The sequence below is a fragment of the Candidatus Binataceae bacterium genome (assembly GCA_036495685.1).
In the GTDB taxonomy this organism is placed as follows: domain Bacteria; phylum Desulfobacterota; class Binatia; order Binatales; family Binataceae; genus JAFAHS01.
Window position 1 is genome coordinate 16,836 of record DASXMJ010000114.1, and the last position, 22,182, is coordinate 39,017.

General features: G+C 60.4%; 18 protein-coding genes and 1 pseudogene. 9 read left to right on the forward strand and 10 right to left on the reverse strand.

Annotation, left to right across the window (positions count from 1 at the left end):
• The first annotated feature begins 11 nt into the window (after positions 1–11).
• The 4 genes and pseudogenes from VGI36_11385 to VGI36_11400 all read left to right on the forward strand — a co-directional run bounded on the left by VGI36_11385 (position 12) and on the right by VGI36_11400 (position 2,644).
• On the forward strand, positions 12–854 hold the full coding sequence (locus VGI36_11385; protein ID HEY2485745.1) for an isocitrate lyase/PEP mutase family protein: 843 nt from the start codon (positions 12–14) through the stop codon (positions 852–854).
• A gap of 30 nt (positions 855–884) precedes the next feature.
• On the forward strand, positions 885–1,148 hold the full coding sequence (locus VGI36_11390; GenBank protein HEY2485746.1) for a hypothetical protein: 264 nt from the start codon (positions 885–887) through the stop codon (positions 1,146–1,148).
• Between the two features lie 18 nt (positions 1,149–1,166).
• Positions 1,167–2,144, forward strand: a pseudogene (locus tag VGI36_11395) (aconitase family protein).
• Positions 2,141–2,644, forward strand: coding sequence for a 3-isopropylmalate dehydratase (locus VGI36_11400; protein ID HEY2485747.1), 504 nt, complete (start codon positions 2,141–2,143; stop codon positions 2,642–2,644). Before VGI36_11395 ends, VGI36_11400 begins: the two are co-directional and overlap by 4 nt.
• A gap of 205 nt (positions 2,645–2,849) precedes the next feature.
• Here VGI36_11400 and smc read toward each other — a convergent pair whose 3' ends face one another.
• Entirely contained in the window at positions 2,850–6,389 is a 3,540-nt protein-coding gene (smc, locus tag VGI36_11405; protein ID HEY2485748.1) for a chromosome segregation protein SMC, read from the reverse strand.
• Between the two features lie 193 nt (positions 6,390–6,582).
• Positions 6,583–7,209, reverse strand: coding sequence for an HNH endonuclease (locus tag VGI36_11410; protein ID HEY2485749.1), 627 nt, complete (start codon positions 7,207–7,209; stop codon positions 6,583–6,585).
• 274 nt (positions 7,210–7,483) lie between these two features.
• Between VGI36_11410 and VGI36_11415 the strand changes: the two genes are divergently transcribed.
• Positions 7,484–7,807 (forward strand): S1 RNA-binding domain-containing protein, encoded by a 324-nt coding sequence (locus tag VGI36_11415; GenBank protein HEY2485750.1) that lies wholly within the window; start codon positions 7,484–7,486, stop codon positions 7,805–7,807.
• 87 nt (positions 7,808–7,894) lie between these two features.
• Entirely contained in the window at positions 7,895–9,109 is a 1,215-nt protein-coding gene (locus tag VGI36_11420) for an Rne/Rng family ribonuclease (protein HEY2485751.1), read from the forward strand.
• Positions 9,110–9,183: 74 nt separating this feature from the next.
• Here VGI36_11420 and VGI36_11425 read toward each other — a convergent pair whose 3' ends face one another.
• Positions 9,184–10,095, reverse strand: a complete 912-nt coding sequence (locus VGI36_11425) for a ParB N-terminal domain-containing protein (protein HEY2485752.1) — start codon at positions 10,093–10,095, stop codon at positions 9,184–9,186.
• Positions 10,096–10,244: 149 nt separating this feature from the next.
• On the opposite strand from VGI36_11425, the gene VGI36_11430 reads away from it, so the two are divergent.
• A complete protein-coding gene (locus tag VGI36_11430; protein HEY2485753.1) occupies positions 10,245–11,414 on the forward strand; it encodes a hypothetical protein in 1,170 nt (389 codons plus the stop codon).
• Positions 11,411–12,073 carry a DUF3047 domain-containing protein gene (locus VGI36_11435; protein ID HEY2485754.1) on the forward strand — a complete coding sequence of 221 codons (663 nt, stop codon included), beginning with the start codon at positions 11,411–11,413 and terminating at the stop codon, positions 12,071–12,073. The genes VGI36_11430 and VGI36_11435 overlap by 4 nt, the downstream gene beginning before the upstream one ends.
• 312 nt (positions 12,074–12,385) lie before the next feature.
• Here VGI36_11435 and VGI36_11440 read toward each other — a convergent pair whose 3' ends face one another.
• Complete coding sequence (locus VGI36_11440) at positions 12,386–14,101, reverse strand: ABC transporter permease (GenBank protein HEY2485755.1); 1,716 nt, start codon at positions 14,099–14,101, stop codon at positions 12,386–12,388.
• Between the two features lie 281 nt (positions 14,102–14,382).
• Between VGI36_11440 and VGI36_11445 the strand changes: the two genes are divergently transcribed.
• The gene (locus tag VGI36_11445) at positions 14,383–15,846 is read left to right on the forward strand and encodes an MFS transporter (protein ID HEY2485756.1); all 1,464 of its coding nucleotides are present in this window, start codon (positions 14,383–14,385) and stop codon (positions 15,844–15,846) included.
• A gap of 20 nt (positions 15,847–15,866) precedes the next feature.
• Here VGI36_11445 and VGI36_11450 read toward each other — a convergent pair whose 3' ends face one another.
• From VGI36_11450 to VGI36_11475, 6 genes are all read right to left on the reverse strand, one after another.
• Positions 15,867–16,229 carry a response regulator gene (locus VGI36_11450; protein ID HEY2485757.1) on the reverse strand — a complete coding sequence of 121 codons (363 nt, stop codon included), beginning with the start codon at positions 16,227–16,229 and terminating at the stop codon, positions 15,867–15,869.
• A gap of 208 nt (positions 16,230–16,437) precedes the next feature.
• The gene (locus tag VGI36_11455) at positions 16,438–17,097 is read right to left on the reverse strand and encodes a pentapeptide repeat-containing protein (protein ID HEY2485758.1); all 660 of its coding nucleotides are present in this window, start codon (positions 17,095–17,097) and stop codon (positions 16,438–16,440) included.
• A gap of 15 nt (positions 17,098–17,112) precedes the next feature.
• Positions 17,113–18,057 (reverse strand): ABC transporter ATP-binding protein, encoded by a 945-nt coding sequence (locus tag VGI36_11460; protein ID HEY2485759.1) that lies wholly within the window; start codon positions 18,055–18,057, stop codon positions 17,113–17,115.
• A 23-nt stretch (positions 18,058–18,080) separates the two neighbouring features.
• Positions 18,081–18,473 carry a VOC family protein gene (locus VGI36_11465; protein ID HEY2485760.1) on the reverse strand — a complete coding sequence of 131 codons (393 nt, stop codon included), beginning with the start codon at positions 18,471–18,473 and terminating at the stop codon, positions 18,081–18,083.
• A gap of 136 nt (positions 18,474–18,609) precedes the next feature.
• Positions 18,610–21,003, reverse strand: coding sequence for an MMPL family transporter (locus VGI36_11470; protein HEY2485761.1), 2,394 nt, complete (start codon positions 21,001–21,003; stop codon positions 18,610–18,612).
• Positions 21,004–21,032: 29 nt separating this feature from the next.
• Positions 21,033–22,181: a YCF48-related protein gene (locus tag VGI36_11475; GenBank protein ID HEY2485762.1), complete on the reverse strand. Its 1,149-nt coding sequence runs from the start codon at positions 22,179–22,181 to the stop codon at positions 21,033–21,035.
• Position 22,182: the final 1 nt, after the last annotated feature.

The following is a 22,182-nucleotide window of genomic DNA, read 5'->3' on the forward strand; positions in this document are numbered from 1 at the left end:
CCGGAGCAAACATGAACCCAGCAAAACAGTTGCGCGAGAAACTGAACCTAAACCCGATGGTGGTCGCCCCGTTTGTCTACGATGCGCTCCAGGCCAAGATCGCCGAACGGGTCGGTTTCGAGGCGGTCTACATGACCGGTTTCGGAACGGCCGCGGCGCGCGGATTTCCCGACCTCGGGCTGCTCACGATGAGCGAAATGGTGGAGAACGTCCGGGCCATCGCGCGCTCGGTGCAAATTCCGGTTATCTGTGATGCGGACACCGGATATGGCAATCCGGTCAACGTGTGGCGCACCGTAAACGAATATGAACGTGCCGGGGCGGCCGCCTTGCACATCGAAGACCAGGTGTGGCCCAAGCGTTGTGGGTTCCTCGCCGGCAAGCAGGTGATCCCGCAGGACGAGATGGTCCCCAAGGTGCGGGCCGCATGCGACGCGCGCCGCAATCCCGACACCGTGATCATCGCGCGCACCGATGCGCTCGCGGTCAACGGATGGGATGACGTAGTGCGCCGCGCAACCGCGTACCGTGAGGCGGGCGCCGACCTTATTTTCGTCGATGGCATCCGCACGCTGGACGACTTGCGCAACTACGCAGGGCGGCTCAAGAATTTACCGCTCCTGTACAACGGGCAGCTATTGCCGGTCGCGGAACTCGCCCGTCACGGGTTCAAGCTGACCATCTATTCGGGAACCCTGCTCCATTACTATCAATCCGCGCGCACTGCCTTGAGCGAGCTCAAGCAGACCGGCGCCCTGAAACCGGTTGCGCAGGATAATGCGTTCCGTGAGCTGATCGATTTGCTCGGCGTCGATGAGATGGACGCGCTGGGCAAGAAGTACACCGGTCACTAGGACCGAATCGTTCGCCGCAGGAGGTCGGATATGGGCATGACGATGGCCGAGAAGATTCTCTCGCGGCACAGCGGCGGCGGCCGGGTCCGACCCGGCGATATCGTCGTTTGCGATGTCGATAAGATCGTTCAGATCGACTTGACGTTTGCCGCGACCGCGCCCATGCCGAAGCGGATTGCGGACCCCCACAAAATCGTCGTCATCCTCGACCATGCGGTTCCTGCGCCCACGATTGCCGACGCCGAGGGGCAGTCGATCGCGCGCCAGTTCGTCAAGCAGTTTAGCGTCGAGTAGTTCTATGATGTCGGTCGCGGCGGTATCTGCCACCAGGTGATCCTGGAAAATGGAATCGCCCTGCCCGGCCAGATTCTAACTTGCACCGACTCGCACACCTGCGCCTCCGGCGCGTTCAATTGCGTTGCACGGGGCATGGGTCCCCTCGAGATGCTCCAAATCATGTGCACTGGGAAAACCTGGTATCAGGTCGCACCCACCGTCAGATTCGAGCTGCAAGGCAAGAAGCCCGCCAATGTATTCGGCAAAGATGTCTTCCTTTATCTGGCCGCGGTCGCCGGGAGTGTCGAGGGTCACAATATCGAATTCGGCGGACCCGGCGTCGCGGAACTGACGCTCGACGATCGGGCCACGCTAGCGACCATGGGCGCGGAACTCAGCGCCGAGTTCGCGACTTTCCCTGCCGACCAAAGAGTTGTCGAGCATCTGCGTTCCGTCACAAGCGAAACCTTTGAAGCAATCGAGAGCGACGCGGACGCAACCTATTCCGCATCCTTTGACATCGACCTCTCGGCGCTCAGGCCATATGTCGCGCGACCCGACTTCATTCCTCACAATACCCTTCCGGTCGCCGAGTTGGCCGACGATGTTCCTATAGACCAGGCCTTCGTTGGCTCGTGTGCCAGCGGCAAGCTCGAAGATTTTCGGATCGCGGCGCAGGTGGTACGCGGCAGGAAAGTCGCGCCCGGCGTGCGCTTCATCGTGACCCCCGCATCGCAGCGAGTCCTTAAAGAAGCGGTCCACCGCGGATACGTCGAGACGCTCCTCGAAGCTGGTGCCGTGGTAACCAATTCGACCTGCGGCGCCTGCTACGGCGGACACATGGGCATCGTGGGATCGAAGGAGGTTTGCATCACTTCGAGCACGCGTAATTTCAAGGGGAGGATGGGAAGTCCTTCTGCGCGAATCTACATGGCGTCGTCGGCGACCGTCGCTGCGTCGGCGATCGCGGGTCGAATCTGTGATCCCACGACCTATTTGGAGGACACCCTATGAGCGATCTCCTCGTAGTTAAAGGTCGGGTATGGCTCTTTGGAGAAGACAACCTTAACACCGACCTGATGATGCCCCAGACGGTGTTTGGCAAGTCGCTGGAAGAGCAGGTACGCGCCGTGTTCGCCACCTATCGACCCGGATGGGTCGATGAAGTGCGAGTCGGGGATATCCTCGTGGGTGGACGCAATTTCGGAACCGGGTCGAGTCGTCCGGCTTCGCTGCTTTTGAAGCGGCTTGGAATCGCCGCGGTCGTTGCCGAGACTCTCAACGGACTCTTCTACCGTAACAGCGTCAACTACGCGCTGCCCGCGATGGAGTGTCTGGGCATTCGGAACCTGGTCACCGAAGGCGACGTGCTACGACTGGAGGTAGCAACCGGCATCGTCGAGAACCTCACGCGCAATGAGCGGCGCACCGGAACTAAAATGCCCGAGTTCCTACAAGCGATCGTTCGATCCGGAGGCATCATGGAGCGTTTGCGCGCGGAAGGGTACTTCTAGCGTTACTCAAGGGGCGGGCTGCTCCAGCCGGCAGTCGCACCTGCACAGCGCCAAGCAGCCGTGCGGATTGGAGATCAGGATGGCGTACCGTTAGGGAGTGCGAGGAGAACCGAGGTTCGACCCACAAAGTTTATCCGGGTCTCGCGAAGTACTTCTCCAAGGCGCCGCCGAGCACTGTCGCACGCATGGCGGATGAACTGATCAACTACGCCGCCTCGGGAATCTTCAGGGAGATAACCTTGGAAATACCGGGGCGGTCCATGGTAACGCCGTGAATCTGGTCGGCGCGCTGCATCGTGCGCTGGTTATGAGTAATTACGATGAATTGGGAGCGGTTCTTCAACTCGCCGAGCAAGTCGGTGAAGCGCGCGAGGCTGAATTCGTCTAGCGGCGCATCGACTTCGTCCATTACGCAGAACGGACTCGGGTTGAGAAGGAACAGCGAGAATACCAGCGCCATGGCGGAGAGCGCTTTCTCGCCACCCGACAGCAGGCCGATTTCCTTCACCTTCTTGCCCGCGGGCTGCACCATGATGTTCACGCCCGCATCGAGCACATCGGTCGCTTCACTCAGCTCCAGGCGCCCCTTTCCGCCGCGCATCAGCTTGGGGAACAGTTCTTCGAAGTTTTTCGCCGCGCCTTCGAAGGTCTCGGCGAAGCGTTTGCGCGCCTCGCGGTTCAGATGAGTAATCGTCCTGGTCAAATCCTGCACCGCGGCATCCAGGTCCGCACGCTCCTTACCCAGCAGGGCGGCGCGTTCCTCCAACTCTTTCACCTCGCTGTCCGCGGCAAGGTTCACTTCGCCGATTCGCTCGGCCTTGGCGCGCAGTTCCAGCAACCGTGCGTCGTCCTGAGCCGGCTCCCGCCCTTCGAGCCCGGGAATGATCTCGGCCGCAACCGAGTCGAAGTCAGCTTCGAACTTTTCGCGGAAGCTACGCGCGAGTTCTTCGCATAGCGTTCGAGCGCGCTCGCGCGCAAGCTCGCACCCGCGTGCTTCACCCTCCAGCCTCTGCAGCTCCTCGTGTGCGGTCTTGAGGTGCTCTCGTTTGGTCTCCAAGTTCGACTCGCATTCGGAGCATTCCACCCGCAGCCGTTCTACGCTCGCGTTCAGTTCAGTCTCGCGAATTCGCGCCGCCTCGTGCTGTTCGGCAAGTGTGTTCAGTTCGCGCTCGAAGTCCACTCGCTCCGCCCGCGAACGTTCTAGATTCTCGTGATGCTCCCCGATTTGCGCATCAATCTGCGTCACCGTCTCGACCGCGTGGCGCAGGTCACGTTCCAGCGCGGCAAGCTCCGATTTGCGCGCGTCCACGCGCGCGGCGGCTTCGGCTACCGCCGTCATCAATCGATCGGTGCGCGCGCGGCACGCGGCCAGCTCAGCGCGTATGGTACCCAGTCGGGCGCGCGCGTCCTGCTCGATGGTCGCAAGCTCGCCAAGGCGCGCGTTGCCTCCGGTGACACTCTCAACTATTTCAGCGAGCCTGCGTCGCGCGTTCGCCGCTTCTGCCTCCGCCAAGGCTGAATCCTGATCGGCTTGCGCAACCGCTCCGCGACGCTGGGCCACCTCGTGTTCGCACTCATTTGCCCGAGCACGCGCTGTAGTCAGGGCGCTGGCGGCTACTTCTCGCGCCGATTGACATTTAGCCAAGCGCTCGGCAGCGGCGCGATGCTCATCTTCGGCCAGCGCAAGCTCGTGACTCGCGGTCTCGCGCGCCCTCGCGTCCCCACTCTGAGGCGCAGTTTGAGTGAGGCTGCCGCCGGCGATCATCCTACCGGGATTGAGCAGGTCGCCGTCGCGCGTGACGAAAAGGGTTCCGCGGCCGTTCAGGTTCGAAGCGGCCATCGCGGAGTTAAGATCGTCAGCCACCAGCACGTGCCCGAGCATCGCCTCGGCAACGGCGCGGAACCGGGGTTCGACGCTGATCATATCGAGCAGGCGTCCGGACACGCCCGGCGCCTCGATCGCGGGGTGAGGGGTCGCGGTCACGTCGGGCTCCGGCACAAAGCTCAATCGCCCACCCTGATCGCGTTTCAGAATTTCGATCGCACGCAGCGCGAACGCCGGCGAATCAACCACCACCGATTCCAATTCTCCACCCAGCACCGCGTGGAGGGCCGGCGCCAGTTCCGCGGGCGCGTTAAGGACATCGTGCAGCCAGGCGGGCGGCGTCATGGGGCGGTCGCCGTTCATTGATTCGAGAACCGCGGTCAATCGCTGACTTTTCTCGGAAGTTGGCTCGGTGGACAGGGACTCGTTCCTCGAGGCGAGCGGCGAGCGCAGCGACGCAATCCGCTGCGCCAGATGCTCGAGAGCCGCTCGCGCCTCGATCTCCGCCTCGGCACCTCGGCGCTCGTTCGCTTCCAGAGCGGAAAGCTCATCCTGGCAGCGTTCAAGCCGCCGCTCGGCGGCCCCTAACAGAGCATGCGCGTTGGAGGTAAGCACGTGCAGCTTAAGGGCCCCACCGTTGCCCGTATTGAAGGCCGCCAGCTTCTCCTCCAGCTCAGCTCGTTCTCCCGCCAGGTCGCCGAGGCGGCCGCGAACGACCGCCGCTTCGCGCACGATGTCTGCCAGGTCATCCTTGAGATTCTCGGCCTTGGCGTCGGTTTCCTTGAGATCTTTCTCGGCGGCGCGCAGTTGCTCGGTCAGGTCGGCGAGTGCCGCTTCATGATCGGATTCTTCAGCCGTGCTCGCGCGCGCGTGTCGCGCACCCGCCTCTGCCCGCGCCGCGCGGGCAGCCGTGACCCGGCTCTCGAGCTCTTCAAGTCTCGCGATAATCGCTGGTTCTGATTCGCTCAGATCGTGCAGCTTGCGGGTAAGAAACACTCGCGTGCGCTCGCGCTGTGCCGCGCCCGCAACCAGGTTCTCAAGCTCGCGCTCGGCGGCCGCCAACTCGCCACGTAGGGATTGGGCATCGGCGGACGCGGATTCAGCGAGCTTCTGCGCAGCGGATGCACCCTGCCGCGAATTCTCGATCGAGGCGGCCAACTGTTCGCCGCGTACCGCTTCCGTGCCGAGCGTCTCGCGCTCCGCGAGCAGGCGGCGCGCCGCGGTCAGTTTCTCCAATTCCGACAGTTCGGCGCGAATGATCTTGTATTGTTCCGCCTTCTTCGCCTGGCGGCGCGCGTAGCTGAGCTGCCGTTCGATCTCGCTGAGCACGTCGTTGACGCGCGACAGGTTTTCTTTGACCCGTTCGAGTTTACGCTCGGAAATTTCCCGGCGGCCTTTGAACAGGGAAAGCCCAGCCGCCTCCTCGATCATCGACCGAAGCTCGTGTGGCTTGGCCTGGATAATCTCCTCGATTTTGCCCTGTTCGATCAGAGAATAGCCGCGGCTATGAATCTGCGCGGCCATGAAGAACTCGGTGATGTCCTTCAGCCGGCAAGGAATTTTGTTGATGAGATATTCAGAATCACCCGAACGATACACGCGGCGGGTCACCGCGAGTTCACTCAGCGCCGAATACGGCTCGGGGAGCGGGCCGCCATCTTCGGCGTCCAGGACCAGCGAAACCTCCGCCATTCCCGCGGCGGGATTCTGATCGTTGCCCGCATAGACCAGATCTTCCGTCGTCTTGCCGCGTAAGCGAGTCGGCGCCTGTTCTCCAAGTATCCAGCGAATGGCGTCAACAACGTTTGATTTGCCGCAGCCGTTGGGACCGACAACCGCCGTGATCCCGGATGCGAAACTTATCGTCGTAGGTTCGAGAAAAGACTTGAAGCCTACCAATTCAAGGCTTTTTAAGCGCATGCGTCCAGCGCCTCCACCGCACCACCACGAACACCTTATCCCATGACACTATAAGGCCGATCAAGATATCTACCTCGTTAATAGAGCGAACCAACCAACCCAGGGTTCGAGTGCTTGCTCTCTTGACCTCCCGGACAGGCCCCTCGAGCGACCTGGTCGGCCTTTGGCCTTAATATTTCTTGATAAGACGAGACTAGTCTTGAATCAGTTCAGTGTTCCAGTAGGCGCTATCCACCTGCGAGACAAACGGCATCCACTCGCGGTACCGCCTAAGCGAAAACATTTCGGCACTAAAAGGAGTCCACTCGGGCCGGCGTGGCCTGCGGATGAGCGCCATCGACGCTTCCTCCGGGGTTTGTCCGCCCTTCCTGCGGTTGCAGTGGTGGCATGAGCAAACGATGTTCTCCCACGTCGACGTCCCGCCACGAGAGCGCGGAATAACGTGGTCGAGATTCAGTTCGGTGCGCGGCAATCTGCGCCCGCAGTACTGGCAGGTATTGTTGTCGCGCGCGAAGATGTTGAAGCGCGAGAACCGTACGTGCCGCTTAGGAATGCGCTCGTACGCGGTCAGCAGTAATACCCGCGGCACCCGAATAAAACCGCTGACGGTGCCCACTCGCTCGTGATGCACCTCAACCGCCAGATCACGCCACGAGTCAAAATCGAAGGTCCGGTATTGTTCGTCGACGGCTCGCGCCACTCCCTGATAGAGCAGCGCAAACGCGCGTTTTACTGAGGTGACGTGAACTGGCAGGTACGACCGGTTAAGAACCAGAACCTTGGTGTTGAGAATCGAGGCGCCCGGCATTGGCGCCGCCATGGCTACGGCCGCCGAAGACATTAGAAGTTTCGTAACTGCCCGCGAACAGCAAGTCAAGGCTCTACCCTATGAAAAGCCTGTGAATTCAAGGGTTTTTGTACTTGCCTTGCGCGCACGCGAACCCCTCCGTATGATCCCGGAAGTTCGTGGTGGTGGCTGATGGGCGGATGTCCAATTGGTGTAGTCCATTCCAGCACCGAAATTCCGCGAAAATCCTCACCGAGCGCCCGCGTGTTTGAAACCGCGCCATCAAGGGGCGTACAACATTTTCCAAGTGAAACGTGAAATCATAATCAACGCATCCGCACTCGAAGTGCGGGTGGCTCTAATCGAGGACAACTCCCTGGCCGAGTTCTACCTCGAGCGCGATAGCCATCGCGGATTAGTGGGGAACATCTACAAGGGTAAAGTGACCCGCGTGCTTCCCGGAATGCAGGCCGCGTTCGTCGACATCGGGCTTGAAAAGGCGGGCTTTCTCCACGTCTCCGACTTCCAGGGTGAAACCGACGGGCTCAGCTCTATCGCCGAAGTACTGGGCGAGGAGGACGTCGAAACCGATGAGCCGGCGGTCGTCGATGCCCTCGACGATTCCGCGTAACCCGATGACAGCGAGAGCAATGACGCGGCACCAGTCGAACACCCGGCGCCGCGGCGCAAACCGTCACGCCGACCGCACCGCTCGCGCCTGCCCATCGAGCAGCAGCTTCGCCGCGGACAGGAGATAATTGTTCAGATCGCAAAAGAACCGATGGGCACCAAGGGCGCCCGGCTGACTTCATCCATCTCGCTACCCGGCCGCTACCTCGTCTACACTCCAACCAGCAATCATTTAGGGGTCTCGCGGCGCATTGCCAGCGCGGAAGAACGTGCACGCCTGCGCGCGGCGGTGAACGAGGCGCGACCGCCGCAGGGTGGCTTCATCGTGCGCACCGCGTGCGAAGGGCTGTCACGCCGCGATATCCAGCGCGATATCGCATTCCTCACCAAGACCTGGGGTTCGATCCTGAAAAAAAGTGAGAAGGGCTCCCCGGCATCGATGCTCTACAGCGATCTCGATGTGGCCCTGCGCACAGTGCGCGACCTGTTTTCCAGCGAGGTCGAGCGCCTGTGGTGCGACGATCCCAATACGTACAGCCGCATCGTTCAATTCATACAGACCTACATGCCACGGTTGCGCGCGCGGGCGATGCTGCACCAGGGCCAGGAGCCGATTTTCGACCGCTTCAACATCGAGCCCCAAATCGAGCGCGCACTCGATCGCAAGGTATGGCTTAAGTCGGGTGGCTACCTGGTGTTCGATCAGGCCGAGGCGCTTACCGCCATCGACGTCAACACCGGGCGCTTTGTCGGCAAGCGCAACCAGGACGAGACGGTTTTGAAGACCAACCTTGAAGCCGTCGAAGAAGTCGTCAAGCAGCTGCGTATGCGCAACATCGGCGGCATCATCATCGTCGATTTCATCGACATGTCGCGCGAAACGGACCGCAGGAAGGTTAGTGAGGCGCTCGGACTTGCGCTCAAGCGCGACAAGGCGCGAACTTCCGTGCTCAAGATTTCCGAGCTCGGGCTGGTGGAGATGACGCGCAAGCGCACCCGGGAGAGCCTGGAAGCATCCCTCACCGAGCAATGCCCGCGATGCCAGGGGCGCCGCGTTGTTAAATCCATCGCCACCGTTGCCGCCGAAGTTATCCGCGGTATCCGGCGCGAGGCGGCGCAGCGAACGCTCGGCGACATGGTGATCGTGAGGCTTAGCTCTGAGGTCGCGCGCTATCTATATGACAATGGCGCCAAAGACCTCGAGGCGCTGGAAGAGAAGCTGGGTGCCAAAGTAGTGCTGCGCTCCAAGGAAGGCCTCGAACCCGGCGCCTTCGAACTAAGTAAGGCGCCGGCAGCCGCGTAGGTAAATCCGGGCCGCGCCGAGGTTTACGGATCGGATTCTCGTACCCGCGTGAGGGGCTCAAAATCGCCGCTTTCTTATTCCGTCGCAGTGGCCGCCGCTATTTGCGCGGCCGCGCGGATTTGACCGAAGTGAATCTTGTCGAGGTCGAATTCTGACAGTGCTTTGATAAGGCTGTTCAGCGCCGTGTGGCAAGTGGGGATCGTCTTGCGTGCTCGCGTCAGCGGATTCGACCGGGCGATGATGAAGTTCTTGAGATATGGGTGCACCAGTCCCCGCTTCTTGCCCTGCACAACCAACTGCGTAACCAGCTCATCGGCGCGTTCTACCTGCTCAGCGCGTTCTTCCCGTTCTCCAATCGCTTCCTTGAGCGGCTGCGCCAGGAAATTGTCGACGCGGCTCAAGAGGGGTGCGTAAGCGCCGCCCGAAAATTTCGGCTTCTTCTCGTAAAGCAGTCCCAGGGTGATGAAATGTGCGCGCTCGAATTCGAACGCAAACTCCTTTTCCGCACGCCGCGGATGCTCCTCCAGCCGCGCGCGATACATCCTGATCACCTCCAGCGCCTTGTCGCGGAGGTTGTGGGCCTTCTCGGTATTGAGGGCGAGGATCTGGAATGCCACCTCGGGCTCCGGAACGACGATCGCGGGGATGCTTTTGGCGCCAACCTTGGCGGCGGCGGCGCGGCGATGGTTGCCGTTGGGCGTCCAGTAGCGGCCGTCCGATCGCACCGCCACGATCGGCTCAGTATATCGATCGAGCTTCTTCATCACTTCGACCATCCGCTTGAGGTGCGCCGGCGAGAGATCGCGCTGGTAGGGCGTCCCCTCGACCAGGTTGAGCGGTAGCAACGCGAAGATATGCCAGTGCCCGCCGATCGGATCTTCAAATGCCGCCAATGCCTGGCCGCCGTCAGCCTGTATGGCTGCCGCCAGTTCCTCGACCGCTTTGGGAGGCTTGTCTGATTTTGGAGAAACCGCAAAATCCACCATGCTGGACCCCTGTAATGTATTATCGCCGCTCGCGCCAATCGCGCCACCTGGCAGAAATCGTCGCGGTCTGGCTCGTTGCGGCTTTGTGCGCGTCCCGGGTTTCGGCGAGTCCGCGTGAATGGCAGCCCCTCATTTTGAAAGGCAGCCAATTGCCATCGCTGTCGGGTGTCGACATCGGCCATCTCGAGGTTCTCACCGTCCACAGCGGCAAGGCCGAACCGATTCCGTTTCAGGTGGACGAGATCTCTCATGAGGGCAGCTACGCGCTGCCCGAGGGACCGGCTGGAATGCCGGGCAATCCTCGGCCCACGTTCTCGCCCGACGACGAGATTGCGTTGATGTTGTCAGATCTTGGTGAAAAGGGCACTGCGACTACCCAGCTGCCGTCGCAGGCTCTCGAAATCGAGGTCGCTGACCCCTTGGGTGGCTCGCTCCGCTACGCATATGTAGACGTGGCCGGCGCTCCTCGCCTGAGCAATCGGCGCTATGTCACCTTCGATCCTCGCACCGACACCATCGAGACCGACCACTATCGCGTGGGCTTGACCAATGGACTTCCGACAGACTTCATGACGCAGAACGGTCTCGGCGAGCATAGGCCGAACCTGATCGATCGCATGAAAGTACGGCTAACCACGCTGGTTATCGGTTTGATCCGGTTTTCGTTTTCGGAAGATGACATCCACAGTGAGCTGCTGGCGTGGAAGGTGGGTCCGATTCGGGTGATCCGCAAGCTCAGCCACTCTGTAAATCTGCTCCTGGGGCTTCATTCGCCGGTTTTCGAGCGCAATGATTTTTTTTATCGTGATCATCTTGAAAACCCTTTCAGGATGCATTTCTCATGGGCGCCGCGGATTTTTTTCCGTGATATCCGCGTCCGTATCGACCTCGATTTCAATGATTTGAGCGGCTATGAACTGCTGTGGTCACAGATGCCAATGCCGCCGCTGAAAATTGGCAACCAGGAGATGGAGCAACGGCTCGCAGCGATGGGTTCCGTTCCGATCTCGTGGATCGCAATTCGCGGCGCCGGCCGCACCACGGTGCAGACCCTCGCACCCACGCCTGATCTCCCGCTGCTCAGCCGCCAGCTCTATTTCAACGACGCCCCCAACCGGCCGGATCCACCCGAGCATATCCCCGGGGAACATCCCGGAATCGGATACGTAATCACCGGATGGGAGAAACTCGAAAGCGGGGTCCACAATTTCGATTCCCTTCTGATCACGACCCGGGCGGACTATAGTCCCGAGGTTCTCATCGAGGAGTTGCACTCGCCTCCTGTGGTTACCGTGCGACCAAGGGTGGGTACCAAATGAAATACTGCCTCGTCGTTACCTTGGCCGTTGCGCTTGCCGCCGCCCCGGCGGCCAGCCGCGCCCAGTCCCCAGTCGGCGAGGATTTCGAGCATGGAGTCCCACACGGATGGGCCACCGAAGGGCTTGGTCCCCAGCCGGATAAAGGAAGGGTCGAAGACGATCAGGAAACCGGGGGTAATCACTTCCTGAGAATCTCGACCGATGGTTCCTTCTACTCATTTGGAATCGATACCCCATTCGACCCCGAGCAGTATCCGGTTCTGACCTGGCGTTGGCGCGTGGAGCGAATGCCACAACGGGCCGATATTTCCACGCGCAATGGCGACGATGCGGCAGCGCGGTTGTTCGTCGTGTTCCATGATGCTGCCGATCCTTCGATTAAGCGCAAGCTGGAGTATGTTTGGGACACCACCCACGCCCCGGGAACCATCATCCCAGACCCTTATTCACCCGATACGATGAAAGCGGTGGTGCTAGAGAGCGGATCCGCGAAGCTTGGGCAGTGGATCCCCGAAAAAGTGAACCTGGTGTCCGACTACCAGCGCGCCTTCGGCACCAAGCCGGGACGAGTGAAGACGATCGCATTTGCCAGCAACAGCGAAGAAACTCACTCGGCGACTGTCGCGGATTTCGACGATCTCCAAATCACCGAAAAATAACTCCGCATCTAATCAAGAAGACCGCGCTCTACGCTCGTGGTCCGCGCTGAACTTGCCGCGTCGCTTGAGACCTCTCCGGAGAACACCCGAATTTTCCGGAGACCACCCGAAATTTGCCGATGACATTCCCGCGAAAAGAGGACATCGGCTCAAGAACCGTCGCGGAAATATCACTCGCTGACGGATTGGCGGTAAAGTGCAAAAACTCTCCGCGCGCGCGAGCCGGGTGCAGAATCACGACCGCCGCGACTGCAATCACCATTGCGGCTCGAGAGTCGACCCGGTGCGTGGTCGCGCCGGTCCGCGCGCTGCCTACGGCGCGAACCGTCGGCGGCTGATCGCGATCCCGACAATCATGTAGAGGAAACCGAACCCAAGGTTGACGGCGCTCGGCACCAAAGCGCTCGATGCCGAAAGACCTCGAATCATCAGATCGTTGAATGCGCGCATCGCCCAGGTCGTTGGCACGGCCAGCGCCGCCCTCTGCATCCACTGCGGTTCGAAATCTATCGGCCACCAGCATCCCCCGACCGCGGCCATTGTCATGATCACGATCGCGCCGACCGGAAGAACTGCATCGCGCGTGCGTCCGACCCCCGCGACCACCAGGCCGAAGGCCGCGCCGGCAAACGCGATCGCGGCGGAAGGAACCACCAGGGCCAAGGGGGCGCGTCCCAGCGAGATTCCGAAAAAGACCCAGCCCGCGGCAAACAGTACGGCCATCTGCACAAACCCGATCATGAACCGGGCAAGCAATTTCCCGGCAAAGGTAGCACCCAGCGGAGCAGCAGCTGCGCGCAAACGGTCGAGGGTTCCCCAATCGCGCTCGTCGATGAGCGCTAGAGACACGCCCATAAGCATGCCGATCAGCAAGAAGGTTACCGCAAACCCCGGCACCTGTAGGTCGAACGCGTTGAACCCACTCAAGGGGCTAACCTCTACTCCGCTGGAATTCTCCTCCGCGAAACCAATCGTGCCGGGAACGGTCGCGGAAACCTTGGTCGCCTGTGTAGGAACTGCCGGAATCGCGGGCAACGGCGGAAACGCCATCCCCGGGATGTGAACGTTTAAGTCCGGCGTGGCGATTGATTTCTCCAGGCGAGCGCGAAGCGCCTCGAAGTTGGGAGCGGTAGGTTCGGAGTTGCCGATGGTCAGCAGATCGCTCGGGGGCTCCGGAAACGCCGGCGGCGCGGGAATACTGGACGCGCGCGAGCCCGCCAACTGCTGGAGATCCGCCAACCATTTTTCAAATGCGACCCGCGTCGTCCTGAGACGCTCCAGATAGTCACGGGTCTGGCCGAGCAACGCGCGCTGCGACGCGACCTGTGACTGCGCCTGTGAGGAGAGTTCGGTGATCGCGTTGTTTACCGCCTTCTCGGTCTGGGCGCGGGCGCTGGCCACCGCCGTCTCCAATTGCTGGCGTACCTGCGCGTCAAGTTCTGCGCGCGAATGCTGCGCAGTTCGAGCGAACTGCGCGATGGCCGCGCGCGCCTCGTCGGCACCATGATTGGCGTCCGCGATCTCCCGCTCCAGACGGTCTCTCGCCTCGGCAAGCGCCTGGCGCGCCCGATCGTTGGCCGTCTGGTTGATGCGCCTGCCCAACTCGGCTAGCTCGAGTTCGACGCTAACGGTCTCAAGGTAGCGGACGGGATCTGCGTACACGATAAGCCGAACGGATGCGCCGCGTTCAAATGCAGCGCTGGTGCCTGCCGGGATTACGATCGCAACGATTGCCTGTTTGTGTTCACGGACCATCGCCCTGGCCAGATCGCGATTGTCTACGTGCAGGACCGCGATTGAACCTTTGCTGTGCAACGCATCGATGATGGCGCGCGAAATTTCGCCGTCATCTTCGTTGACCACCGCGACCGCGTATGATGAGGAACCCCCTCCGTACACGCGGGACAGCGAGAAACCGGCGGCAGCGATTACCGCGATAGGCGCAACGATGAGCATGAACAGCCCTACCGGATCGCGCCTAAGCAGGCGGAATTCCTTGCCGATCGCGAGCAGGACCGCGCGAATCATGGCAGTCCGATTAACACGAATGTCGCCCGCAAGGAACGCCGCCCTGGTGACGACGCCTCCGCGGGTCTAGGTACCCCATGCTGAGTCTTCCACACCCTATGGGCCGCGTCAGGACCGAGAAAATTAACAATTGCGCCGCTCATCCGACCGCGGTAAGTATTCGTGCCGCAACGACCTGATTACGCTGCAAGTGGTTGGTTAACGGATCTTGTTACCCATGGCTGGGAGCTAAGCACCTTGCTCGAGCCCGCAACCAACGAACCGACGGCTAGCTACAAAGGATGAACCAGTCATCGGCGCCCCGTCCCCCTCTCACCCTGGGCACCAACCTTCTCTATGGGGTCGGCTCGGTGGCCTTCGGAGTCCACATCGCCGCGCTGAGTTCCCTGTTGATGCTGTTCTTCAACCAGGTGGTGGGCCTACCGGCGGCCTGGGTAGGAGCGGCTATGATGGTTACGCTGATGTTCGATGCAATCTGCGATCCGCTGATCGGCGAATGGTCAGATCACTCGCGGTCACGATGGGGTCGGCGCCATCCCTTCATGTATGCCTCTGCGGTTCCGATCGCCTTCGCGTTTTACTTTCTCTGGAACCCGCCGCACGGATGGTCCAATCAGAGCCTGTTCGTCTATCTTGTTGCGCTGCTGGTCACGGTTCGACTGTTCTTGAGTCTCTACGAGATTCCGAGCATCGCCCTGGCTCCGGAGCTGACCCTCGACTATGACCAGCGTACCGGTTTGATGAGCTCGCGGTTTTTTTTCGGCACATTGGGCGGAGCCGCGATGGGGGTGCTCGCCCTACAGGTATTTCTACGCAAGGACGCGACCCATCCCCTGGGGCTGATGAATCGCGCCGGCTACAGCCAATACGCCCTGGTCGGCGGCCTCTTGATGTTCGCGTCGATCATGATTTCGTCCCTCGGCACTCATAAGTTCATCGCCAGCTTCGTTTATGAGCCAAAACGCGGGCAGAGCTGGGCCGAGCGGTGGCGCGAGCTACGCGGTACCCTAACCAATCGATCGTTTCTTGCCTTGATGGCATCCGGGGTATTTGGCGCGATTTCACTGGGGCTGAGCACCACGCTGGAACTGTACGTGGGCAACTACTATTGGGAGCTAACTCCTGCGCAGATGTCGTACTTCCCAATGATCTCCACGCTTTCCGCATTCGTTGGCGTAGTCCTGGCTCCGGGCATCTCAAAACGCTTCGGTAAAAAGCCTTCGATGATCGGCCTATTCGTCTGTTCAACCTTTACTGCGAGCGGACCAATCTCGCTCCGCCTGCTCGGAATGATGCCCGCGAACCACACTTCGACGCTTTTGACGATTTTGCTGGCAAGCTATTTCCTGACCGCGGCCCTTGGGCTCACCGGATTCATCATCATCAGCTCGATGATGGCCGACGTAGTCGAAGACGTCGCGGTTGTCACAGGCCAGCGCTCGGAAGGATTGCTGTTTGCAGCCAATGGCCTGTTGAACAAGTCCATCAACGGCATCGGTGTGTTCTTGTCAGGCTTGCTGCTCGCGGTCGTGCACTTTCCGCAACACGCCGTCCAGGGCCAAGTGGCGCCTGCAATTTTGAGAAATTTCGCGCTGATCTACGCGCCGGTAATTGCCACCTGCAGCCTGATTTCGATTGCGCTGCTGCTATTTTACGATATCGATCGTTTCACTCACGAGATGAACGTCGAGCGTCTCGAGGAGGTTGGAATCGAATCTGTTGCGAAAGCGGCGAGCGCGCGGTGAGCCTTTCCGGGGAGAAAGTCTCAGTGGCAGATATGGTTTATCTTTCGGACCAAAGTGCCGGCATCCACTGGCTTGCGAAAAAGTGCGACAGCCTTCAATTGGGATAGCTGGCTTTCCGAGGCCAAACTCGCTGTCACCACGATAACCGGCACCGCCGCGAGTTGCGGGTCGTCCAGTTGGGCTTTCCGAAATTGCCACCCGTTCATCACCGGCATCATCAAATCCAGCAAGATGACATCCGGTAGGGTGTCGGCGCGGCGCAGCGCTTCGAGAGCTCTTTGGCCGTCAGAGGCGAGCGCGACGGCAAAGCCCTGGTAGGCAAGCAGCTCGGACATAGCTTCGCCGGCATCGGAATCATCGTCTACTATGAGAATCCCAACCATGTGGCCCCTACTTGAAGATTTGTCAGCTTGATCAAGGCTCTGCAAGTAAGAATTTAGTAATTCGCACCTAAGGGACGACAGCTAAAGAGAATACCTTAGGCGTGATCCGCCATGATGTTGAAACTCGTTTTTTAAACCAGTGCGTCGCTTCCTGTTAGGCCAAATTGAGTCGCGTGGGTTCTTGAAACGCGATCTGCAGCGCTGCGGTTCAGACCACGGTTGCTCCCAATCCGCGAATAAGCGCGAGAGCTTGTAGCGAATCGATAGTCAATCCCGGAAATTGACTAGGTTCTATTCTGGCGCCATCCAGCGTCGAATCTCGAAGATCCAGGGAACCCAGTTTGGCATGTTCGAAGTCCGCGTTTCGTAAGTCACAGTGGATGAACGCGGCGCGGTCTAATGTCGTGCGACGAAAGTCCGCGTCAGTCAGCAAGCAATTTTCGAATCGCACATTGGTCCACTTGGAACCTTCGCAACGCAGAAACTCAGCCTTGCAGTCCTTGAAGAGGACATCGGAACCGTTTGCGTTAATCAGCGAGATTCCGGTCAGGCGGCAGCCGAGAAACTCAATCCGTCGAAGATGTGCGTTGTCCCACTCGGCGTTGCTTGCATTACATTTCTCCAGGCGCGAATCGAGGAGCCGCAACCGGCGGAGCACGGAACCTTCGAACGCTGCGCGACGGAATTCGCAGGTGTCAAAGACCACTCCGCTCGCGCGCGTGTTCGGTAGGCTTGCATCGCGCAGCGTCGAGCGCTCGCAGCGCAGTTCGTCATCGAGATACGAAAGCGAGGCTTCCTGCAGCGTGATTCCCTCGAGCACCGGGCCCCCCACCGAACCTGAGCGTTTGAACTGGTTCTTCGGAGTCACGGCGCCTGGGTAGCCTCAGGGGACGTCGCGCAAGGCGCGGCCGGTCAGGGCCAGAAACGCATCCTGCAAATTCGGCCGATGGAGGTAGAATTCGACCACCTGGCCGCCGTCGCGCTCGGCCATCCGCAATATCTCCGGCGCCTGGTCGACGCGGACTAGCGCGAGGGAAACCTTGGCGCCGTTGTCGCCTTGGCGTGTAAGTTCTCGCACCCCCTCGACGCCGTGCGCCCATCCAGGTGGGAGCGGATTTGCGGTGGTCACTTCGATTCGCGGTTCCGTTCCGGCCAGAGCGATTAGCGCGGCACTCGCACCTTCTGCGACGACTCTGCCGCGATCGATTAAGATGATCCGGTCGGCAAGGCGCTCGACCTCTTCCATGTAATGCGTGCTATAGAGGATCGCCTCACCTCGTTCGCGTGCGCGCTCGACGATCGAGAAAATTCGTCCACGAGATTGCGGGTCGACTCCCACGGTCGGCTCATCGAGCAGCAATGCGCACGGTTGATGCATCATGCCGCATGCCAGATTGAGCCGCCGCTTCATTCCACCCGAGAACCCGCCGACCGGCTCGTGAGAGCGATCCGCCAGTCCCACCTCGTCCAGAAGCTCAGTGGCACGCCCTACAGCAACATCCCCGCTCAAACCCTGCATCCGTCCGAAGAAAAGCAGATTTTCGCGCGCCGTAAGGGTGGGATACAGCGCGATGGACTGCGGCACCAGGCCGAGTTTGCCCCGCGCCAACGGCGACGAACCATTCATGGTAATGCCACCAATTCGGACATCGCCCGAATCCGGCGGAATCACGCCCGAGAGGATTGACAGCGTGGTGGTTTTCCCCGCGCCGTTGGGTCCCAGCAGACCCACGACTTCGCCCGCGGAAACCTTGAGCGACACGCCGTCCAGCGCTACTCGGTCGCCGTAATGTTTATGAAGCTTTTCCGCCTCGATTCGCGGGTTCATCTCGGGTCGCGCGCGGGCGGGGGTCATGTGCGCTCGCGATAGGTCACTACCTCAAGCAGGTTACCATCCACATCCAGAAAATACAGGCAGTCGTGATCGCCCCAATCGATGGGGCGGGCGGTTTCCACGCCGGCCGCAGTGAGGCGATCGCGCGCCAGGGAAAAATCGGCATAGCTGACGCGGAAGGCGTGATGACCTTTCCCTAGCGGACTGGCGATTCTTGCTGCACGCTCCGCGGGCGCGAGCGGCGCACGCGAGACTGCGAACAGCGCAAGGTTCTGACCGCCGCAGTCGAGCAAGACCTGATCGCCCATCCGGGTAACCACACTGAGCCCGAGCACTTCGGTGTAAAAGCGCTCGGCACGCACGAGGTCAGTGACTTCGAGACCGAAATGATCGAGCCGCTGGAGCTTCATATGGGGAGTTAGTCTGAATTTTAGACCTGGGATCGCGATGAATCGCGGCAGCCCCGCTTACCGCTTCATAGGGAGCCCGTTTTTCCTGCCCGTTCGGACAACCCTCGAGTCCGGCCTCGGTTGAAAAAGGCCCCGCTTACGCGGAGGCGGCCGCGACTGCGCGTTGCGCCAGGTCCGGCCGCCGCGAGGCAATCACCCGTTCCTTCTCGCGGTAGATAAACTTCGGATCGAAAATCACGATCAGCACCGGTAGAATCGTCATCGCCCCGAGCATTGAGACGAACATCCAGACTGCGAGCAGCAGGCCCATCTCCGCATCGAACCGGATACTGGACCAGTACCAGAACAGCACCGAAGCGACCAGGGTCAGGGCGGTGAAAGCGACCGCTTTCCCCGAGGTAACTAGCGCGTGATAGGTGGCATCCTGAATCTCGCGGCCCAGCGCGAGCTCCTCGATGATTCGGCTCACGATGTAGATCGCGTAGTCAATTCCGAATCCGACCCCAACGGTCACAACCGGCAGCGTGTTGATATTGATGCCGATGTCGTGGGCGCCCATGTATGCGTTGATAGCGGCATTGGCCAACGCGAGCGGAAACAACAGATACAAGCCCGCCATGAATGAGCGATAGGTTAACAGCACGATGATGTAGATGGTCGCGAAGGCAAGGATGTTCAGGCGCAGGTCGTTGTCAATTATCTCCTGGTTGGCGGCGGCCAACTGACCGATGATTCCGCCACCCGGCTTGAACTGCACCCCCGACACCTGATGTTTGGGATCGGCGAAAAACTGTTGCGTGCGCGCGACGATTCGCTGAATGTTCTCGCCCTCCCGGTTCTTGCAATAGATGGTGATCTGGGTGGCCTCGCGACGCGGGGTTAGGATGAAAGCGGTGGCGAGTGGAGATGAGCCTGCCAGAAATGACTGGAGAAGTGCGCCAGTGGTGCCCCTGGTGGTCGGCAGCACACTCCATTTGAACTGAAATTCCTTGAGCGGGCCCCCGCTGTTCGCCAGCTGATCGGCCAGCGAATATGAGTTACTTACTTCGGGGTCGCCCTCCATGTAGCGCTGGTATTGGTCCATCACGTTGTACAGCTGCGGGTCGTTGAGCACGCTGCGGCCCTTGAGCTCGACTACTACCAGGAACGGATCCACACCACCGAACTTGCTCTCGATAGCCTTGGCGGCTCGATTGTAGGCAGACGCGGGCCACAGAAACGGGGTCTCGGAGCTCGGGTCACCGACCTTCAAACCGGTCCAGAAGAAAGCACACAGCACGATCACACCGACGGTCGCGAGCGTCGTGACGATCCGCCCGCCCGGTGACAGCATCGGCCGGGCGATGGCTTCCAGCATCCGCTTGAAAAATCCCTTTTCGCGCCGCTCGATCACCTCGATGCGTGGCGGTTCGAGGTAATAATAGACAATCGGATTAAGCAGCAGCTCGCTCACGATGATCGCGGCGATCCAGAAGGAGGCCGTGATCGCGAGCTTCTGCAGAAACAGCACCGGCACCAGCAGGATGACCAGCACGCCGAACGCGTCGGTCAGAATTCCCGACAGCGAAGGGACGAACAGCTCGGAGAACGCGGAAAGGATCGCCTTTTCCTTGTCGCGCAGCCGGTAATACTCCTCGTAGTACCGGTCGTGCATCTGTACCGAGTGGCTGACCGCGCGCGCGGTTATGAGAAACGGGATGACCAACACCAGCGGGTCGAGCGCGAACCCGATTAGCCTGATGAACCCGAGTCCCCAGATCGCGCAGATTACTCCGGAAATAGTCGGTCGCAGCGCACCCCGCCAGTCGTGGAAGTACAAATACAGCAGTACCCACAACACGACCACGGTGATCATGAAAATTCTGAAGATCTGCGGTGTGTAGTGATAGACCCAGCCGTAGAGAATCGGCGGCCCATAAACGTAGATCCGGACGGTCGAGTCGCGGTGGGGATCGACGACCAGCTTGTAGGTTTCTTCGAAGATCCTGCGATAGTCGAGTCGGCTTTCGAGGAAGGTCGCGGTGATCTTCGCGGCCTTCTCATCCAGCGAAACGAATTGCCCGAAAACCACTCCCGGGTTTTTGTGAACGTTGCCCTTCAGCTCCTCCAGTTCGCGCGGGGTGCTCGGGATCACCCCTTCCGGCAGTATCGGCGCGTTCAAGATCACGCCGCCCGGGAGCGGTCGGAAGAAGCTTGCGTTGGTCAGCGAGCGCACCGAGCCGTGCTGGACTCCATACACCAGGTCCATGTCCCGGGTCATCGCGGCGACCTTGGCGATAATGTCGTGGGTGTAGATGGTGCCTTCGCGCGCCTCAACCATGATGGTCACGGTGTTGGTGCCGCCGAAAAACTCCTCGTACTTCTGATAGGTCTTGATAAAAGGATGATTCTTCGGGAGCAGGTCGCTAAAGCTCGTGACCAGCTGAGTCTGGGCCGCGAAATATCCGAAGAACAACGTCAGCGCGCCCAACACGAGCAGCACCCTGAAGCGGCGCTCGATTATCCATTCACCGAATCGATACCAGGTCATCGCAATTGTTCGCTCAGGGGTTGCGTGGTTCAGCCCTGGCCGGTGCAGAAGCGCCAGGTCTTGCCGCCGTCTTCGGTATAGAGGATCACGCCAAATCCGACGATCCAGCCATGCTGGTCATCAAAAAAGCGCGCCTGCATGAGGGGCAGCGGCATGGATGGAAATCCCGCAATCGGACCCCACGCTCCGTTGCCCTGCAGACGCAAGGCCGTGCCCGTCAGGCCGGTGGTAAGTCCACTGTCCTTGCCATACAAATCGATCGAGAAGAGCGGATCGCGTGCCGGCAGATCCAGGCGCAACTGTCCCGGCACGAGTGTATCGGGTGGACCATCCGGCTTCTCGGCCTGATGCGCGAACGTCCAGCTTTTGCCGCCGTCCGAGGTCTGAACTATGGATCCGTGAACCCCGCACGCGGCTCCGTGCTGCGGGTCGCGGAACGAGAGTCCATAAAAGCTCGGAAGGGTGAAACTCAGAAATCGGGGATCCTCGTTAGTGGCAAGCTCGTGCTTCCATTGCGGCATCAGCTCGTCCTGTTGTTCCTGCCAGGTCTTGCCGCCGTTTTCGGTTGTCCAGATGCGTCCCATTTCCCCGACCACCCATCCCCGGTTGTTGTCCAGGAAAGTTACGCCATAGTAGCTCGGTTCCTCGAAAGGCAACGCGTAGTCTTTTAGCTCGGGGGGAAAGATGTGCTCCAACTGACGCTTGAAAAAACTCTCACCACCGTCGGTGGTGTTCAGTACCAACCCGCGGTCCCCCACCATGAAACCGTGTAAGCGATCGGGAAATGAGAGCGCGAAAATATACAACTTGGTGCGCGTGTTGAGGCGCTCCCAGCTCTTGCCGCCGTCGCGCGTACGCATGGCCAGGCCGTCCTGTCCGGAGAGATAGCCGTTTTCACCGTCGACCATTTGGATTGCGAACACCGCCTCATGGGTTCCGATGTCAATGGGGGTGAAGTGACGGCCGTCATCCTCGGTCAGCAGGACCTTGCCCCTAGCGCCCACGATAAACGCGCGGTCGGGGCCGGTCGGCCAGACATCGAAGAACTTGTCTTGCAAGGTGACCGGCCGATAGGGCAGTGGAGGCACCACCACCTGCCGGTGGCAGGAGGCGGTTGTAAGCGCAGCAATCGTGAGCAGCAGCGTCACCGTCTGACGCAGGCGGATCCTAGGCATCATT

Excerpts from the sequence above, each read along its gene's own strand:
- VGI36_11410 (HEY2485749.1), bottom strand. The coding sequence starts at position 7,209 with ATGGCGGCGCCAATGCCGGGCGCCTCGATTCTCAACACCAAGGTTCTG.
- VGI36_11440 (HEY2485755.1), bottom strand. The coding sequence starts at position 14,101 with ATGATTCGCGCGGTCCTGCTCGCGATCGGCAAGGAATTCCGCCTGCTT.
- VGI36_11400 (HEY2485747.1), top strand. The coding sequence starts at position 2,141 with ATGAGCGATCTCCTCGTAGTTAAAGGTCGGGTATGGCTCTTTGGAGAA.
- smc (HEY2485748.1), bottom strand. The coding sequence starts at position 6,389 with ATGCGCTTAAAAAGCCTTGAATTGGTAGGCTTCAAGTCTTTTCTCGAA.
- VGI36_11445 (HEY2485756.1), top strand. The coding sequence starts at position 14,383 with ATGAACCAGTCATCGGCGCCCCGTCCCCCTCTCACCCTGGGCACCAAC.
- VGI36_11470 (HEY2485761.1), bottom strand. The coding sequence starts at position 21,003 with ATGACCTGGTATCGATTCGGTGAATGGATAATCGAGCGCCGCTTCAGG.
- VGI36_11460 (HEY2485759.1), bottom strand. The coding sequence starts at position 18,057 with ATGAACCCGCGAATCGAGGCGGAAAAGCTTCATAAACATTACGGCGAC.
- VGI36_11385 (HEY2485745.1), top strand. The coding sequence starts at position 12 with ATGAACCCAGCAAAACAGTTGCGCGAGAAACTGAACCTAAACCCGATG.
- VGI36_11465 (HEY2485760.1), bottom strand. The coding sequence starts at position 18,473 with ATGAAGCTCCAGCGGCTCGATCATTTCGGTCTCGAAGTCACTGACCTC.
- VGI36_11390 (HEY2485746.1), top strand. The coding sequence starts at position 885 with ATGGGCATGACGATGGCCGAGAAGATTCTCTCGCGGCACAGCGGCGGC.
- VGI36_11425 (HEY2485752.1), bottom strand. The coding sequence starts at position 10,095 with ATGGTGGATTTTGCGGTTTCTCCAAAATCAGACAAGCCTCCCAAAGCG.
- VGI36_11450 (HEY2485757.1), bottom strand. The coding sequence starts at position 16,229 with ATGGTTGGGATTCTCATAGTAGACGATGATTCCGATGCCGGCGAAGCT.
- VGI36_11435 (HEY2485754.1), top strand. The coding sequence starts at position 11,411 with ATGAAATACTGCCTCGTCGTTACCTTGGCCGTTGCGCTTGCCGCCGCC.
- VGI36_11475 (HEY2485762.1), bottom strand. The coding sequence starts at position 22,181 with ATGATGCCTAGGATCCGCCTGCGTCAGACGGTGACGCTGCTGCTCACG.